This window comes from Burkholderia sp. B21-005, assembly GCF_020843965.1.
Classification (GTDB): Bacteria; Pseudomonadota; Gammaproteobacteria; order Burkholderiales; family Burkholderiaceae; genus Burkholderia; species Burkholderia ambifaria.
Window position 1 is genome coordinate 146,091 of sequence record NZ_CP086301.1, and the last position, 17,134, is coordinate 163,224.

13 protein-coding genes and 2 riboswitches are annotated in these 17,134 nt (G+C 69.9%); of the genes, 3 read left to right on the forward strand and 10 right to left on the reverse strand.

The genetic code is table 11. The annotated features are described in order from the left end of the window. Window positions 1-150: 150 nt before the first annotated feature. The 3 genes from LMA02_RS00650 (at window position 151) to LMA02_RS00660 (ending at window position 3,725) form a co-directional block, all read left to right on the forward strand. Window positions 151-1,677, forward strand: a complete 1,527-nt coding sequence (locus LMA02_RS00650) for an aldehyde dehydrogenase family protein (protein ID WP_228906413.1) — start codon at window positions 151-153, stop codon at window positions 1,675-1,677. Window positions 1,678-1,962: 285 nt separating this feature from the next. Beyond that, a complete protein-coding gene (locus LMA02_RS00655) occupies window positions 1,963-2,505 on the forward strand; it encodes a hypothetical protein (protein WP_228906415.1) in 543 nt (180 codons plus the stop codon). A gap of 185 nt (window positions 2,506-2,690) precedes the next feature. Then, on the forward strand, window positions 2,691-3,725 hold the full coding sequence (locus tag LMA02_RS00660) for a helix-turn-helix domain-containing protein (protein ID WP_228906416.1): 1,035 nt from the start codon (window positions 2,691-2,693) through the stop codon (window positions 3,723-3,725). A 69-nt stretch (window positions 3,726-3,794) separates the two neighbouring features. On the opposite strand, the gene LMA02_RS00665 is transcribed toward LMA02_RS00660, so the two are convergent. The 10 genes from LMA02_RS00665 to LMA02_RS00710 form a co-directional block, all read right to left on the reverse strand. Continuing rightward, complete coding sequence (locus LMA02_RS00665) at window positions 3,795-4,898, reverse strand: ADP-heptose--LPS heptosyltransferase (protein WP_228906418.1); 1,104 nt, start codon at window positions 4,896-4,898, stop codon at window positions 3,795-3,797. Then, window positions 4,895-6,598: a thiamine pyrophosphate-binding protein gene (locus LMA02_RS00670; protein ID WP_228906420.1), complete on the reverse strand. Its 1,704-nt coding sequence runs from the start codon at window positions 6,596-6,598 to the stop codon at window positions 4,895-4,897. Before LMA02_RS00670 ends, LMA02_RS00665 begins: the two co-directional genes overlap by 4 nt. A 149-nt stretch (window positions 6,599-6,747) precedes the next feature. After that, the gene (locus tag LMA02_RS00675; protein WP_228906421.1) at window positions 6,748-8,136 is read right to left on the reverse strand and encodes an L-serine ammonia-lyase; all 1,389 of its coding nucleotides are present in this window, start codon (window positions 8,134-8,136) and stop codon (window positions 6,748-6,750) included. Between the two features lie 30 nt (window positions 8,137-8,166). Further along, window positions 8,167-9,303: an alginate lyase family protein gene (locus LMA02_RS00680; RefSeq protein WP_228906423.1), complete on the reverse strand. Its 1,137-nt coding sequence runs from the start codon at window positions 9,301-9,303 to the stop codon at window positions 8,167-8,169. A 152-nt stretch (window positions 9,304-9,455) separates the two neighbouring features. Then, window positions 9,456-12,383, reverse strand: a complete 2,928-nt coding sequence (gene gcvP / locus LMA02_RS00685; RefSeq protein ID WP_228906425.1) for an aminomethyl-transferring glycine dehydrogenase — start codon at window positions 12,381-12,383, stop codon at window positions 9,456-9,458. A 61-nt stretch (window positions 12,384-12,444) separates the two neighbouring features. Continuing rightward, a complete protein-coding gene (gene gcvH, locus LMA02_RS00690; RefSeq protein WP_212053129.1) occupies window positions 12,445-12,825 on the reverse strand; it encodes a glycine cleavage system protein GcvH in 381 nt (126 codons plus the stop codon). A 114-nt stretch (window positions 12,826-12,939) separates the two neighbouring features. Then, entirely contained in the window at window positions 12,940-14,058 is a 1,119-nt protein-coding gene (gene gcvT, locus LMA02_RS00695; RefSeq protein ID WP_166725854.1) for a glycine cleavage system aminomethyltransferase GcvT, read from the reverse strand. An 84-nt stretch (window positions 14,059-14,142) separates the two neighbouring features. Next, window positions 14,143-14,276, reverse strand: a riboswitch (glycine riboswitch). A gap of 31 nt (window positions 14,277-14,307) precedes the next feature. Next, window positions 14,308-14,412, reverse strand: a riboswitch (glycine riboswitch). A gap of 112 nt (window positions 14,413-14,524) precedes the next feature. Then, entirely contained in the window at window positions 14,525-14,893 is a 369-nt protein-coding gene (locus LMA02_RS00700; RefSeq protein ID WP_228906427.1) for a hypothetical protein, read from the reverse strand. A 223-nt stretch (window positions 14,894-15,116) separates the two neighbouring features. Further along, a complete protein-coding gene (locus LMA02_RS00705) occupies window positions 15,117-16,169 on the reverse strand; it encodes an oxidoreductase (RefSeq protein WP_228906429.1) in 1,053 nt (350 codons plus the stop codon). 225 nt (window positions 16,170-16,394) lie between these two features. Further along, window positions 16,395-17,117, reverse strand: coding sequence for an SGNH/GDSL hydrolase family protein (locus tag LMA02_RS00710; RefSeq protein ID WP_228906431.1), 723 nt, complete (start codon window positions 17,115-17,117; stop codon window positions 16,395-16,397). Between the last annotated feature and the right edge of the window lie 17 nt (window positions 17,118-17,134).

The following is a 17,134-nucleotide window of genomic DNA, read 5'->3' on the forward strand; positions in this document are numbered from 1 at the left end:
TTTCCCGTGCGCCGGCACCGCGCCCGGCGGGCGGCCGGACGCACCGCTCCTGTTCCGTTTTCGGCCCGTGTGGCACGCATGTTGCGTAAACCGTGCAGCGCGATCCAACCGGCGCTGCATTCACACAAGCACGATGAACAGGAGACATGTATGAACCCGTTTGACCTGAAGCAACTGGGCCTCGACGTCGAATATCCGTACCGTCAGCAGTACGACAACTACATCGGCGGCAAGTGGGTTCCGCCGGTGAAGGGCGAGTATTTCGAGAACGTGTCGCCGATCAACGGCAAGCCGTTCTGCCGCGTGCCGCGCTCGAGCGCCGACGACATCGAGGTCGCACTCGACGCCGCGCACGCCGCGCGCCGCAAGTGGGGCAAGACGTCGGTCGCCGAGCGCGCGAACCTGCTGCTGGCCGCCGCCGACCGGATGGAAAAGAACCTGAAGCTGCTCGCCGTGGCCGAGACGATCGACAACGGCAAGCCGCTGCGCGAGACGATGGCGGCCGACCTGCCGCTCGCGATCGACCACTTCCGCTATTTCGCGGGCTGCATCCGCGCGCAGGAAGGCGGCATTTCCGAGATCGACGACAACACCGTCGCGTATCACTTCCACGAGCCGCTCGGCGTCGTCGGCCAGATCATCCCGTGGAACTTCCCGCTGCTGATGGCCGCATGGAAGCTCGCGCCGGCACTCGCGGCCGGCTGCTGCGTGGTGATGAAGCCGGCCGAGCAGACGCCCGCGTCGGTGATGGTGCTGATGGAGCTGATCGGCGACCTGTTCCCGGCCGGCACGATCAACATCGTGAGCGGCTTCGGCAAGGAAGCGGGCGAGGCGCTCGCGACCAGCAAGCGGATCGCGAAGATCGCGTTCACCGGCTCGACGCCGGTCGGCAAGCACATCCTGCATGCGGCGGCCGACAGCCTGATCCCGTCGACGGTGGAACTGGGCGGCAAGAGCCCGAACATCTTCTTCGCGGACGTGCTCGACCAGGACGACGCGTTCCTCGACAAGGCGCTCGAAGGCCTCGCGATGTTCGCGCTGAACCAGGGCGAGGTGTGCACGTGCCCGTCGCGGATCCTGATCCAGGAGTCGATCTACGAACGCTTCATCGAGAAGGCCGTCGCGCGCGTCGAGCGCATCAAGGGCGGCCACCCGCTCGACCTGCAGACGATGATCGGCGCGCAGGCGTCGCAGCAGCAGCTCGACAAGATCCTGTCGTACATCGACATCGGCCGCGACGAAGGCGCGCAATGCCTGACGGGCGGCGAGCGCACGGCGCCGGCCGCCGAGCTCGGCACGGGCTACTACGTGAAGCCGACGATGCTGTTCGGCAACAACAAGATGCGCGTGTTCCAGGAAGAGATCTTCGGGCCGGTCGCGTCGGTGATGACGTTCAAGGACGAGCAGGAAGCGATCGAACTCGCGAACGACACGTTCTACGGGCTCGGCGCGGGCGTGTGGACGCGCAACGGCACGCGTGCGTACCGGATGGGCCGCGAGGTCGAGGCCGGCCGCGTGTGGACCAACTGCTACCACCTGTACCCGGCGCACGCGGCGTTCGGCGGCTACAAGCAGTCGGGCATCGGTCGCGAGACGCACAAGATGGCGCTGTCGAACTATCAGCAGACGAAGTGCCTGCTGGTCAGCTACCAGGCCGAGGCGCTCGGATTCTTCTGAGCGCCGGAGCAGGGGGCGAAGTGCCGGGGCCGGCCGGGCGGCGGCGGAACGCTGCCCGGTACGGTTGCCGGTTCCCGATTCCCGATGCCGGGCAAGGTTCGGCGCTCGGGTGACGCATCCGCGGCCGTCGAGCGGTGCCCGCGGCGATGTGATGCGCCGACGGCCGTTCGCCCGGCACTTCGCCGCTTTCGCCTCGAGACATTCGACACGCGGCGCCCCCAACCCCGGCAGTCGCGCGGTCGCGGCGGCCGCATCGCGCACCGGTGGGCCCGACGGAAAACCAGCATGGCAGAACCACCCCGATCCTATCCGCGCCACCCGGTGTTCCACGCGGGCGAGCTCGACGCGCATCACCGGTTCGGCGTCGCCGACGAAGCCGAGCGGATGAGCGACGTCGTGACGACGCGGCTGAGCATCGGCGTGCGCCAGTTCGTCGAGTCGCAGCCGTTCATGTTCGTCGGCACGACGCGCGGCGGACCGGCGCGCGTGACCTGCGACATCGTGCTGGGCATGCGCGACGCGAACGGCGATCTGTGGCCGGTCGTGCGCGTGATCGACACGAAGACGCTGCGTTTCGCGCTGCCGACGCCCGGCGACGGCGACCGGATCGATGCGCTCGGGTGCGACGGCCGCGGCGTCGGGCTGCTGTTCATCGATTTCGTGCGCGGCATCCGCTACCGGATCAACGGCCGCGCGACGCTGCGGGCCGATCTGCCGGAAGCGGACGCGGCGCCCTGGCCGGCCGGCAGCCCGATCGTCGAGCTGGCGGTCGCGCAGGCGTACGGCAACTGCGGCACGCGGGTCGTGCGGTTGCAGCCGCGCACCTAGCGCGGGGCCGGGCCGCCGGCGGCATGCATGCCGCACCCGCGCGGTGCGCGGCACGCCGCCTCCGGGTGCGCCCGCATGGCGCGCGGCGGCCGTACAGCGTGGAATGACGGGCTGGTCGCCGGGCCGCGCGGTTCGGCACGGGACTTGCGTGATGGACGCGGTCCCGGGCAGGTGAGGAGAACACGATGGAGCAACGAGTGGAGTGCATGGCCGAACCGACGGCCGAGGACACGCGGTGCAGCGCGCAGGGTGACGACGCGCTGGCCGGCCAGGCCGTGGTCAGCGTCGCGCACGACGCGGACGAGCAGGCGCGCAACCTGATCGGCTGGCGGCAGACCTACGACCAGCTCGCGGCCGGCCGCTTCGTCGGCACGCTGACCGAGCTGCCGCTCGACACGATGAAGCTGTTTCGCGAATCGACCAGCCATCTGCTGCGCCAGGCGTGCGAGGTGCGCGGCGATGCGTACTGGTTCGGCATCCCGCTGGTGAGCGACGGCACCGCGCGCGTCGATGCATGCCGCATCGGCCCCGGCGCGCTCGCGTTCCGGCCCGGCAACGTCGAATTCGAATTACTGACGCCCGCGCAGTTCTCGATCTACGGCGTCGTCGTGCGCGGCGACGTGTTGCGCCGTTACGCGGAGGAAGTCGAGCACCGCGCGCTCGACGAGCGGCTGTTCACGCAGCACGTGATCCAGGTCGGCGACACGCGGCTCGCGCGCCTGTGCGCGCTGCTCGGCCGCCGGCTCGACGGCGCGGCGGCCGTCGGCGGCCCGCTGCCCGACGCACAGCGCGACGACCTGCAGGCCGAGGTGCTGGGTGCGCTGTTCGATGCGTGCGCGCAACCGGCGGACGACGGCGCGGGCGGCGCGCCGTCGACCCGGCGCTGGATCGTCGAGCAGGCGCGCGAGTACGTGCTGGCGCACCGCACGCGCCCGGTCGGCGTGCCCGAGCTGTGCGAGCAGTTGCACGTGAGCCGGCGCACGCTGCAGTACTGCTTCCAGGACGTGCTCGGCATGGCGCCCGCGACCTACCTGCGCACGCTGCGGCTGAACGGCGCGCGGCGCGACCTGTGCGGTCGGGCGGCCGGTTCGGTGCAGGACGTCGCGGAGGCGTGGGGCTTCTGGCACCTGAGCCAGTTCGCGACCGACTACCGGCGGCTGTTCGGCAAGCGGCCGTCGGAGACGCTGCGCGAGCGTGCGGTGATGGTCGCGGCCGGGTGAGCCGGGTGAGCGTGGCGGCGGCGCGTGGAGGCCGCTGAAGGTTCGATCGTTCGGGCGACTTCCGTTTTTCTATTCGGCCGCGGCGGCCCCGGCGGCCGCTTCGCGCGGCGCCGGCCACGGCAACGCATCCCAGTCGATCGCCCGGTAAGCGGCTTCGACCGCCGCCAGATCCTCCGGCCGCTCGCTGCGATGCAGCCCGCGCAATTCGGCCGGCACGTCGAGCTCGACCGGCACGCAGTGCGGATAGTCGCGCACGCGCAGCGCCGGCCCGATCGTCGTGAAACACCCGAGCGTCGGCACGTCGAAGCCGTCGGCGACATGCAGCGCGGCCGTGTCGGGCGCGAACAGCACGCTCGCACCCTTGACCCAGGCAATGAAGTGCGCGGTGTCGGGCGCGTCGCGGCTCACGTCGACGTAGGCCGGATGCGCGACCGGGCCGAACCCGACCACCGGCAGCCCGTAACGCTGCGCGAGTCGCTCCACGAATGCCGCGCGCAGCGCGGGCGGCACGCTGCGCACCGCGGTGCTTGCCGTCGGGCAAAACAGGACGTACGGCCGCTGCCATTCGGCCGGCAGCGCGGGCAGCGGCAGCCGTGCGAGCCAGCGATTGCGCTTCGCGGCGGCCGGCACCGTGGCCGGATCCACACCGAGCGCATCGAGGAAGAAGTCGATCATCGGCTGCCGCGCGAACGCGGGCCAGTACAGGTGATTACCGAGATCGATGCACGGCGCGTGCGCGGGCAGCGCGTCGATGGGGTACGGCAGCGCACGTGACGGTGCGACGACGTCGGCCGCGAGCGCATACAGCGCTTCGACGTAGCGCGGTGCGCGGGCCGGCCGGTACAGCGTGAAGCGCACGCCCGGATGCATCGTGCGCAGCGCGGCGAGCGCGGTCAGCCCGATCACCGAGTCGCCGAGTGCGACACCCATCCCGTTGATCACGTGTACGTCCGACGTACGGCCATAGTCGCGCCGGAACGGCCGATGAACGGCATGCAGCAGACCGAGCGCCGACGCGGCCGGCACACAGCCTTCCGCGCGATCGCTGCCGTGCTCGACGTCGTACGGTGCGACGAGCGTACCGTCGGGCGCGAGCAGCGTGCCGGGGTGGACGAGCGCGTCGTCGTGCGACAACGCGAGACTGGCCGGTGCGGCGTGCATTCCCATGATCATGCGCCGCGCGCCCGGCGGCCCTGCTCGCGGATCTGCTCGAGCGTCGCGGCCGGCGTGCTGGCGTCCTGCGGAATGCGGATCTCGATCAGCGCCGGCAGCCCGCAGGTCAGCGCGCGCTCCAGTGCCGGCGCGAAGTCGGCGGTGCGCTCGACCGTCTCGCCATGCGCGCCGAACGCGCGCGCATACGCGGCGAAATCGGGGTTCGTGAGCCCCGTGCCGTGCACGCGCCCCGGATAGTTGCGCTCCTGATGCATGCGGATCGTACCGAAATGCCCGTTGTTGACGACGATCGCGACGATGTTCAGCCCGTACTGCATCGCGGTCGCGAGTTCGTTGCCGGCCATCATGAAGCAGCCGTCGCCGGCGAGCGCGACGACGGCCCGCGCCGGATACAGCGACTTGGCGGCGAGCGCGGCGGGGAGCCCGTAACCCATCGCGCCGCTGGTCGGCGCGAGCTGCGAGCGGAAGTGCCGGTACGCGAAATGGCGATGCAGCCAGATCGCGTAGTTGCCGGCGCCGTTGGTCAGGATCGCGTCGTGCGGCAGGCGCTCGCGCAACTGCACCATCACGTCGCCGAGCTGGACGTCGCCGGGCATCGGCAGCGGCGCATGCCATTCGCGGTACGCGCGGTGCGCGTCGGCAGCCGTGCCGGCCCACGCGGGGTGCGCCGGCGGTTCGAGCGCGGCGAGCGGCGCCGCGATCTCCGGCATCCCCGACACGATCGGCAGGTCGGCCGCATACACGCGGCCGAGCTCGTCCGCGCCCTGGTGCACGTGGATCAGCGTCTGGCGCGTCTTCGGGATGTCGAGCAGCGTGTAGCCGCCCGTCGTCGCTTCGCCGAGGCGCGGGCCGAGCACCAGCAGCAGGTCGGCGTCGCGAATCCGCTTGCCGAGCGCGGGATTGATCCCGAGGCCGACGTCGCCCGCGTAGTTCGGGTGCGCGTTGTCGAAGGTGTCCTGGAAGCGGAACGCGCACGCGACCGGCAACTGCCAGCGCTCGACGAAGGTGCGCAGGTTCGCGCATGCGTCGGGCGTCCAGCCGCTGCCGCCGACGATCGCGAACGGCCGTTCCGCGCGCGCGAGCCGTTCGCGCAGCTCGTCGAGCTGCGTGGCAGACGGCGATGCCGCGACGCGTTTCGCGGCCGGCACGACCGGCTGCGACGCGCACGCTTCGGACAGCACGTCCTCCGGCAGCGCGAGCACGACGGGGCCCGGGCGACCGGAGGTCGCGACGTGGAACGCATGGCTCAGGTATTCGGGAATGCGGCGCGGGTCGTCGATCTGCGCGACCCATTTCGCCATCTGGCCGAACATCCGCCGGTAGTCGATTTCCTGGAAGGCTTCGCGATCGAGGTGCTCGCGCGCGCACTGGCCGACGAACAGGATCATCGGCGTCGAATCCTGGAACGCGGTGTGCACGCCGATCGACGCGTGGGTCGCGCCGGGCCCGCGCGTGACGAACGCGATGCCGGGGCGGCCGGTCAGCTTGCCGACCGCCTCCGCCATGTTCGCGGCGGCCGCCTCGTGGCGGCAGACGACCGTCTGGATGCGCGCGGTGTGGTCCGCGAGCGCATCGAGTACGGCGAGGAAGCTCTCGCCCGGCACGCAGAACGCGCGTTCGACGTGATTGGCGAGCAACGCATCGACGAGCAGTCGCGCGCCGGTGGTGGCGCTCTGCTCGAGATCCTTGGAATGCGACATGGGCTGCCGTCTCCCTGGGTAGCGGGACGTACAGCTTACGCCCGTTGGCGGGGCGGTGAAAGTGCCGGAACGCGAAGGGAGCGACCAGGAAACGCATGGAGCGAGCGTGAGCCGCCGTGAGGCAGCACACGCTCGCGGACCTTACCGCATCAGCATTCGACGATATTCACCGCCAGGCCGCCGCGCGAGGTTTCCTTGTACTTCGTCTTCATGTCGGCGCCCGTCTCGCGCATCGTCTTGATTACCGAGTCGAGCGACACGTAGTGCGAGCCGTCGCCGCGCAGCGCCATGCGCGCCGCGTTGACGGCCTTCACCGACGCCATCGCGTTGCGCTCGATGCACGGGATCTGCACCATCCCGCCGACCGGGTCGCAGGTGAGGCCGAGGTTGTGCTCCATCCCGATCTCGGCCGCGTTCTCGACCTGGCGCGGCGTGCCGCCGAGCACGGCCGCGAGCGCGCCGGCCGCCATCGAGCACGCGACGCCCACTTCGCCCTGGCAGCCCACTTCCGCGCCCGAAATCGACGCGTTGAGCTTGTACAGAATGCCGATCGCCGCGGCCGTCAGCAGGAAGTCGATCACGCCCTGTTCGTTCGCGCCCGGCGTGAAGCGCGTGTAGTAGTGCAGCACGGCCGGAATGATGCCGGCCGCGCCGTTGGTCGGCGCGGTGACGACGCGGCCGCCGGCCGCGTTTTCCTCGTTGACGGCGATCGCATACAGGTTGATCCAGTCGATCATCGACAGCGGATCCTGCAGCGCCTGTTCGGGGTTGCCGGTCAGCGCGCGATACAACTGCGGCGCGCGGCGCTTGACCTGGAACGGGCCGGGCAGGTTGCCGTCGGCGTCCGGGTTGCCGATCCCGCAGCCGCGCGATACGCACGACTGCATCACGGCCCAGATCTTCAGCAACCCGTCGCGCGTCTCTTCCTCGGTGTGCCACGCGCGCTCGTTTTCCCACATCAGCCGCGCGATCGACTTGCCGGTCGTCTCGGTCAGCGCGAGCAGCTCGGCGCCGGTGCGGAACGGGTGCGTCATCTGCTCGGCCGCGCTCAGCACCTTCGTGTTCGGCGCGCCGGCCGTCACGACGAAGCCGCCGCCGACCGACAGGTAGGTGCGCTCGACCAGCACGTCGCCGTTCGCTGCGGACGCGCGCAGCTTCATCCCGTTCGGGTGCTCGGGCAGCGCCTGCCGGTAGAACGCGATGTTCTCCTTCAGCACGAACGGCACCGGATGCGTGCCGAGCAGCGCGAGCTGCTTCGACTTGCGGACGTCGTCGAGCCGCGCGTCGATCGTGTCGGGATCGACGGTGTCGGGCGCGTCGCCGAGCAGGCCGAGCATCACGCCGCGGTCGGTGCCGTGGCCCTTGCCGGTCGCGCCGAGCGAGCCGTACAGCTCGACCTTCACGGTGGCCGTCGCGTCGAGCAGCCCGTCGCGCTCGAGGCCCTGGACGAACATCAGCGCCGCGCGCATCGGTCCGACCGTATGCGAACTGGACGGGCCGATGCCGATCTTGAAGAGGTCAAACACGCTGACTGCCATTTTGATACCTGCCTTGCTTTGAGAATGATGCTAGCGCGCCTGCAATGGCAGGCACGCGGCCAGCCATGCGGGCGGCATGACGGATAACTGCCGCGCGACACGGGCATAGCGCCCGTCGAGCCGCGCGGCCAGATGAAAGAGTTCGGTGGCGTTTTTCGGGTCCCACTGCCCCGTGTAGCCCGGCAAGCCGGCTTCGCGGCGCTTCGCGTCGAACGGCACCGGCGAATTCACGAATTCCTCGTGGGTCTTCTCGCCGAGCGCGTACGGCACGAGCCAGTCGAGCGCGGCCGCGAGCGTCGCGCCGTTCGCGCCGCGCTCGCGCAGCCAGTTGCGGTTGAAGCGGCGCGCGGCGAGCGCGGCCGTCACCAGCGGCTGCAGGTCGTACACCGCGTAGTGCAGCGCATCGCGTTCGTCGAAATCCCAGGTCTTGCCGTCCGGACCGATGTTGTCGGCGAGATGCTCGACGAACAGCCGCTGCGCGGCGTTCATCATCTTGCGGTCGCCGAGCGTGAACGCGGACAGCGCGATCAGCTTGATCCGGTGGCTCTGCCAGTTGTTGCGCCACGTGCCGGTGAGCGGGCGCTTCTGCGCGTCGATCTGCGCGACATAGCCGGCGCCCAGCTTCGCGATGAACGCCGCGGTTGCGTTGCGCGTCTTGACCGGCAGCGCGCTCGCCGTCATGTCGTACGCGACGATCAGGCTGTCGAAGCGCGTCTCGTCGATTGGGTTGAAGCTCGGCTGGTAGGTCGACACCCACGCGGACAGGAAGCGGTCGACGAGCTGCAGGTAGCGCGGCGCATTCGTCACGCGCCACGCGAGCGCGGCGTCGCGCATCAGCTCCATGTCCTTCAGCGCGTCGGCGCTCTGGTCGTAGATGCCTTCGTGCGGCAGCGTGCCCTCGGTGTGCACGCGCGGCATCGCCTTCGGCTGCTCGCCGATGCGCGCGTCGACGCTGCGGATCAACGCCTGCACACCCGGCTCGGCCTGTATCGTCTCGCTCGCCTGCAAGGCGGGCGCCGCGCAGAAATTCATCGCCGCGCGCGCGCTGCCGGCCGTGCCGAGGCCGACGGTGACGAACGACAGCGACGCGACGAGCAGCGGCACGAAGCGGCGCGTGCGCGGCCGCTCGTGCGTTGCACCCTGGCCCGGAAACATCGGACGCACCATGCGGAACTCCTTGATTGGCTGGATCGCGTGTGATGTTAGCCGGATTGGCGGGCAAGCGTGAATCGATTGGCCGGGCGATGAACGCAAAAACCGCACGCAACCGATGGTTGCGTGCGGTGTGGTCACGATCGGACTCCGGCGCGCGGCAGGCGTTATGCGTATTCCGACATCGGCACGCACGAGCAGAACAGGTTGCGGTCGCCGTAAGCGTTGTCCGCACGGCCGACCGGCGGCCAGTACTTGTTCGTGCCGAGCGATGCGACCGGGTACGCGGCCTGCTCGCGCGAGTACGCGTGCGGCCACTCGTTCGCGGTGACGACGGCGGCCGTATGCGGCGCGTGACGCAGCGGGTTGTCCTCGCGATCGGCGCGGCCTTCCTCGACCGCGCGGATTTCCTCGCGAATCGCGATCATCGCGGCGATGAAGCGGTCGAGTTCTTCCTGCGATTCCGATTCGGTCGGCTCGACCATCAGCGTGCCCGGCACCGGGAAGCTCATCGTCGGCGCGTGGAAGCCGTAGTCCATCAGGCGCTTCGCGACGTCGTCGACGCTGATGCCGCTCGTTTCCTTGATCGGGCGCAGGTCGAGAATGCACTCGTGCGCGACCAGCCCGCCCGGGCCCGAATACAGCACCGGGTAGTGCGGCGCGAGGCGCTTCGCGATGTAGTTCGCATTGAGGATCGCGATCTCGGTGGCGGCGGTCAGGTTCTTCGCGCCCATCATCGCGATGTACATCCACGAGATCGGCAGGATCGATGCCGAGCCGTACGGCGCGGCCGACACCGCGCCGATGCCGTTTTCTTCGCGCGTGTAGCCGGTCGAACGCTGGTTCGGCAGGAATTTCGCGAGGTGCGCGCCGACTGCGACCGGGCCGACGCCCGGGCCGCCACCGCCGTGCGGGATGCAGAAGGTCTTGTGCAGGTTCAGGTGCGACACGTCGCCGCCGAACTGGCCCGGCGCGGTCAGGCCGACCATTGCGTTCATGTTCGCGCCGTCGACGTACACCTGGCCGCCGTGCGCATGGACGATCTCGCAGATCTCGCGCACGTTCTGCTCGAACACGCCGTGCGTCGACGGATACGTGATCATGATCGCCGCGAGGTCGTTCGCGTGCTGCTCGGCCTTCGCCTTGAGATCAGCGATGTCGACGTTGCCCTGCGCGTCGCATGCGACGACCACGACCTTCATGCCGGCCATGTGTGCGGAGGCCGGGTTCGTGCCGTGCGCGGAGGCCGGGATCAGGCACACGTCGCGATGCGCTTCGCCGCGCGATGCGTGGTACGCGTGGATGATCAGCAGGCCCGCGTACTCGCCCTGCGAGCCGGCGTTCGGCTGCAGCGACACGGCCGCGTAGCCGGTGGCCGCGACGAGCATCTGCTCGAGCTGGTCGATCATCTCGCGGTAGCCGACGGTCTGCTCGGCCGGCGCGAACGGGTGGATCCTGCCGAACTCGGGCCACGTGACCGGCAGCATTTCCGACGTCGCGTTCAGCTTCATCGTGCACGAGCCGAGCGGGATCATCGAGCGGTCGAGCGCGAGATCCTTGTCCGACAGGCTGCGCAGGTAGCGCAGCATTTCGGTTTCGGAATGGTGGCGGTTGAACACGTGGTGCGTCAGGTACGCGCTCGTGCGCTCGAGGCCGGCCGGCAGCGCGGCGACGCCGGCGAGGCCCGCGTCCAGCGCGTCGACGGACGGCGCGGTGCCGCCCGCGGCCTGCGCGAACACGGCGAGGAGAGCGGCGAGGTCGTCGCGGGTCGTCGTTTCGTCGATCGACACGCCGACTTGCGTGCCGCTCACGCGGCGCAGGTTGATGCGCGCGGCCTTCGCGAATTCGTGGACCTGCGCGGTGCGCGCGCCGGTGTCGATCGTCAGCGTGTCGAAGAACGTGTCGTTGACGGGCGCGAAGCCGAGCTGCTTCACGCCGGCGGCGAACAGCGCCGCGATGCGGTTCACGCGCAGCGCGATCGTCTTCAGGCCGTGCGGGCCGTGGTAGACCGCGTACATGCTCGCCATGATCGCGAGCAGCGCTTGCGCGGTACACACGTTCGACGTCGCCTTCTCGCGGCGGATGTGCTGTTCGCGCGTCTGCAGCGCGAGGCGCAGCGCGGGCTTGCCCTGTGCGTCGACGGTCACGCCGACGAGGCGGCCCGGCATCTGGCGCTTGAATTCGTCACGCACCGCGAGATACGCGGCGTGCGGGCCGCCGAAGCCCATCGGCACGCCGAAGCGCTGCGTGTTGCCGATCGCGACGTCCGCGCCCCATTCGCCGGGCGGCGTCAGCACGGTCAGCGCGAGCAGGTCGGCCGCGACGACGACATGGCCGCCGGCCGCGTGGATCGCTTCGGTGAGCGCGCGGTAGTCGTGCACGTCGCCGTTGACGCCCGGATATTGCAGCAGCACGCCGAACGCGTTGGCCTGCGCGGCGTCGGCTGCCGGGCCCGTCTTGACTTCGATGCCGATCGGCAGCGCGCGCGTGCGGATCACTTCGAGCGTCTGCGGCAGCACGTCGTCGGCGACGTAGAACACGTTCGACGCCGGCTTGCCGGTGCGCTGCAGCAGCGTCATCGCTTCGGCCGCGGCGGTGGCTTCATCCAGCAGCGATGCGTTCGAGATCGCGAGGCCCGTGAGGTCGGCGACCATCTGCTGGAAGTTCAGGAGCGCCTCGAGGCGACCCTGGGAAATTTCGGGCTGGTACGGCGTGTAGGCCGTGTACCACGCCGGGTTTTCGAGCACGTTGCGCAGGATCACGGCCGGCGTGTGCGTGTCGTGATAGCCCTGGCCGATGTATGAGCGGAACACCTGGTTCTTGTCCGCGAGGGCACGCAGCGCGGCGAGGGCTTCGGCCTCGCTCTTCGGTTGCGCGAACGGGCCGAGCGGCAGCGTTTCGGCGCGGCGGATCGAGGCCGGGATCACGGCGTCGATCAGGGCGGCGCGCGACGCGAAGCCGAGCGTGTCGAGCATGGCCTGCTGGCTGGCGGCATCGGGGCCGATGTGGCGTTCTGCGAACGCGTCATGCGTTTCGAGCGCGGCGAGCGAGAGGGGCGTGCGGTTCATCAGACGGTCCGGGTGTTCGAGCTTCATGGCGTGACTCTGGTCCCGCGCGGGCCGGCAGGCCGGCCGCGCGCGGTTCGGGTAAGGAAAATTAGTCGATCAGCTTGCTGTATGCAGCGGCGTCGATCAGCTTGTCGGTCGATGCGCCGTCCGCGAGCTTGATCTTGAAGAGCCACACGGCGTATGCGTCGCTGTTCACTTCTTCCGGCGAGTCGGCGGCTTCTTCGTTGATGGCGATGATCTCGCCGGACACCGGCGAGTAGATGTCGGATGCCGCCTTCACCGATTCGACGACGCCGACTGCGTCGCCTGCGTTCACCGACTTGCCGACTGCCGGCAGCTCGAGGAAGACGATGTCGCCGAGCGTGCTCTGCGCGTGATCGGTGATGCCGACCGTCAGCGTGCCGTCGGCTTCGGTGCGGATCCACTCGTGTTCGTCGGTGTACTTCAGATCGGCCGGGACGTTGCTCATCGGATGCTCCTGGATAAAAGGTATGTTCGTTATGCTGGCGCGCCGCCGGGGCGCGCCGGATGGGGTTGCGCCGGGCGCCATTTCCCGGCTTGCCGGGAGGCGGGCCCCCGGTCGTTACGCAGCGAGGACCTTGCCGTTGCGCACGAACGGCAGTTTTACCACGCGCGCGGGAAGTTGCTTGTCTCGAATCTGCACATGTATGGTGTCGCCGACGTGGACCGCCGCTGGCACGCGTGCGAACGCGATCGATTCCTGCATCGACGGCGAGAATGTGCCGCTCGTGATCTCGCCTTCGCCGTGCGGCGTGACGACCTTCTGGTGTGCGCGCAGCACGCCGCCCGCCTTGCCGTTTTCCTTTTGCAGGATCAGGCCGACGAACGCGGCGCGCGTGCCGTCGCGCTCGAGCGCGGCGCGGCCGACGAAGTCGCGTGGTGCCGACAGGTCGACCGTCCAAGCGAGGCCCGCGTCGAGCGGGGACACGTTTTCGTCCATGTCCTGGCCGTACAGGTTCATGCCGGCCTCGAGGCGCAGCGTATCGCGCGCGCCGAGCCCGCACGGGCGCACGCCGTTTTGCTGCAGCGCGGTCCACAGCGCTTCGACGTGCACGGCCGGGACGATCACTTCGAAGCCGTCTTCGCCGGTGTAGCCGGTGCGCGCGATGGTGAGCTCGCCGAACGGCGTGCCGGCGACCCGTGCGGCGTTGAACGGCTTCAGTTCGCTGGTGGCGGCGCGTGCGGCGGGCACCGTCGTCCAGACCTTTTCACGGGCGTTCGGGCCCTGCACGGCGACGATCGCGAAATCGCGGCGCGGCGCGATGGTCAGACCGTAGCCGCCTTGTTCGTTGAGCTGGTTGAACCACGCGATGTCCTTCTCGGCCGTGCCGGCGTTGACGACGACGCGGAAGAAGTCTTCGGTGAAGTAATAGACGATCAGGTCGTCGATGACGCCGCCCTGCGGATTGAGCAGGCACGAGTAGAGCGCCTTGCCGGGGGTCTTGAGCTTGCCGACGTTGTTCGCGATCGCGTGCTCGAAGAACGCGCGCACGCGGCTGCCGGTGAAATCGACGACGCACATGTGCGACACGTCGAACATGCCGGCGTCGGTGCGCACGGCTTCGTGTTCTTCGATCTGCGAGCCGTAGTTGACGGGCATGTCCCAGCCGCCGAAGTCGACCATGCGGGCATTGAGCGCGCGATGCGCGGCGTTGAGCGGGGTGTGATTCAGTGCAGTCATCGAGGCCTCAGGCAAGGCGCTTGCGCGCGGGTCAGAACGGCCATGTGCCGACCGCCGCGGCCGTGAGCCTGCGAGCGATCCGGTACATGCCCCTCTGTCCTCGATACCTGAGAGATTGCGTTGCGGCCGTGAGCCTGCGAACGCGCGCCCCTTCGGTGGGCAGCTTGCCCGCGCCGCATGGGCGCAACGGGCTACTGCCGCTCTCCAGAGTGCGGGGAGTGCGGCCCGCGCAATGCGCGGACGGGATTCCCCGACGCGGTCGGTCCTTTTGCCTGAGAGTTTGCGGGTGTGCCCCTTCGGCGGCGCGACCGGCGTTCCAAACTACGCGGTCACACGCTCTCCCGACGCGTGCGGGCGACTGTACGCGAGCGGGTGGGCATTGTCAATTTGAGCAAAAGAATGTCGCTTCGCGACAAGCGGCGGCGTGGGGCGCCGCCGCTTTTGCCGGCGCCGGCGGGCGCCGGCGTCACTCGCCGATCGCGCGTGCGGCCGTGTCGAGTTCCTGGTTCAGCACGCGCTGCTCGTCGCCGGACAGGCCGCCGTTGTGCTGGGTCGACATGTCGTTCGCTTCCTGGCGGATCACGTCGAGGCGATGGTGCAGCTGCGCACCGTACGGCGGCGGGTAGTAGCCGCCATTGACGCGCGTGTCGATCCGGCGGTGCAGGTTGTCGATCCGGCCCTGGACCTCCTGCATGCGGTCGTTCGCGACGACCTGCGGATTCGGTCGCGAGGCAGGCGGCGGCACCTGCCGGACCGGCCGCTGCGGCTGCACGACACACGCGGCGAGCGAGGAAACCAGGACGCAGCATGCCGCTGCGCGAATCAACCGTTGCATCACATTCTCCTGACGGTTTGGAGTCGGATCGACTTTTTGAGAAACGCGTCAGACCGGGCGACCGCTGACTTTCGTTCCCGCACCATTTGTAACGGAATGTTCGGGACAGCGGCGCCGTGGGGGCTGACGCATGGCCGCAGCCGGCGTGCGGCGCGGCGCGGAATGGCGCGGGATGCGCGGAATGGCAGCTGCGGCCGGGTTGGCGCTGCCCGGCCGGCGGCCGTCAGACGGCGCGGCGCACGAATGGTACCCGACGGCCTTCGTGCTCGCTCTGCGCGGCAAGCTCGATGATCGTCATCACGTCGACCGCGTCCTGCGGCGTGACCGGGAACGGTGCGCCGTCGTGGACCGACGCGGCGAGCGCGCGATAGAACTCCGCATACTGGCCGTCGAGCGTCGGCACCGGCCGCTCGACCTCGACCTCGCCTTCGAGCGTGCGCAGCGCGCCGGGCGGGTTGCCGCCGCCGAACTCGACGTGATCGGGCGTGAGGCCGGCCTTCAACTGGTCTTCCTGCGTGTCGAGCCCGAACTTCTGGTAGCTGCCGCGCGTGCCGTGCAGCGTGAAGCGCGCGGGCTCGATCGCCGACAGCGCGCTCGCGTGCAGCGCGACGTCCTTGTCCGGATAGCCGAGCAGCAGGTGCACGAAATCGGGCGCCGTGCCGTTGTCGCGGCGCGTCTTGACCGTCGCGCTGACCGTGTCCGGCAGTCCGAACAGCGCGAGCGCCTGGTCGATCAGGTGCGGGCCGAGGTCGAGCAGCAGGCCGCCGCCGCGTGCGGGCTCCTCGCGCCAGCGCGTGCGCGGGGTCGGCCGGAAACGGTCGAAGTGCGACGCGAAATACGTCAGCCGGCCAAGTTCGCCGGATTCGACGATGCGGCGCACGGTGAGGAAGTCGCCGTCCCAGCGGCGGTTGTGGAACGGCGCGAACAGGCGGCTGCGCGCGTTCGCGAGCCGCGCGAGCGCGAGCGCCTCGTCGGCCGTGAGCGTGACCGGCTTGTCGACGACGACGTGACGGCCGGCTTCGAGTACCTGGCGCGCGAGCGTGAAGTGCGTGTCGTTCGGCGTGGCGATCACCACGCAGTCGATGTCGTCGAGGCCGAGCAGCGTATCGAGATCGGGGACGATGCGCGCGCCCGGATACGCGGCGCGTGCGCGATCGGGCTGCCCCGTCGCGATCGCGGCGACCTCGGTGCGGCCGCTCGTGGCGATCACGGGCGCGTGGAACGTCGCGCCGGCGAAACCGAAACCCATCAAACCAATCCTGAGCAATGACGACATGGCAATCCCTGGCTGCATACGAAACGAAAGGATGGCGCGCCGTGGCGGCGCGTGGACGACCGACTATTTTGGCATGGCGCGGCGGCACGCACCGACGCGTTCGGCAAAACGCACGGCAGGAGGCGGCGCATGCGCGGTCATGGCGGGCGTTTGGCGCGGCACCGGAAGGACTGCGCGCGGGTTGCCCGTGCCGTCGGCGGCATGTGGGCGCCGGCAGGCAGCCCGTCAGCGTGCCGCGTGATCCGGCGCCCGCTGCCGCGGCACGGCGTCGGCCACTTGCGCGGCCCACGTGGCGCACGCGGCCGCGCCCGGATGAAAGCCGTCGGCCGCCATCAGATGGCGTTCGAGCGGCAGCGCGACGCGCAGGAACGTGCAGTTCGGCTGGGTCGCGGCCCAGTCGGCAAGCGCGGCATTGAGCCGCTTCGCGCGCAGCCCGAGATACCACGCGAGCGGCTGCGGCAGCGCCGGAAAGCGCTCCATTGGCGGCACCGCCGACAGGATCACGTGCCCGACCTGGAAGCGCGCGGCGAGCAGCCGCACGAGTTCGGCCTGCTGCGCCTGCCAGCGGGCCGGCGGCACGCCGCCCGTCACGTCGTTGACGCCAAGCGAGGTCACGGCCACGTCGAACGGCTCGGCCGGCTCGGTCGCGAGCCAGTCGACCAGCTCCCGCGTGGTCAGGCCGGTGCGCGCGAGCAGCTTCCAGCCGACCCGGTGGGTGGCCGCGAGCGTGCGCGCCAGCTGCCCGGACAGCGCGTCGTGCTGCGATGCGACGCCGACGCCCGCGGCGGCTGAATCGCCGACCACCAGCACGCGCAGCGGCGGGCCGTCGCCGGCCACGCCGTCGCGCGGGCCGGCCGCCTCGGGCAGCCGTGGCGTGACGCGGCGCACGTGGCGCCCCTGGAGGAACAGCAGCGGGCCGAGGGCGGCGGTGGCGAACGGGTATCCCATGAAGTCGATCCGGTGAC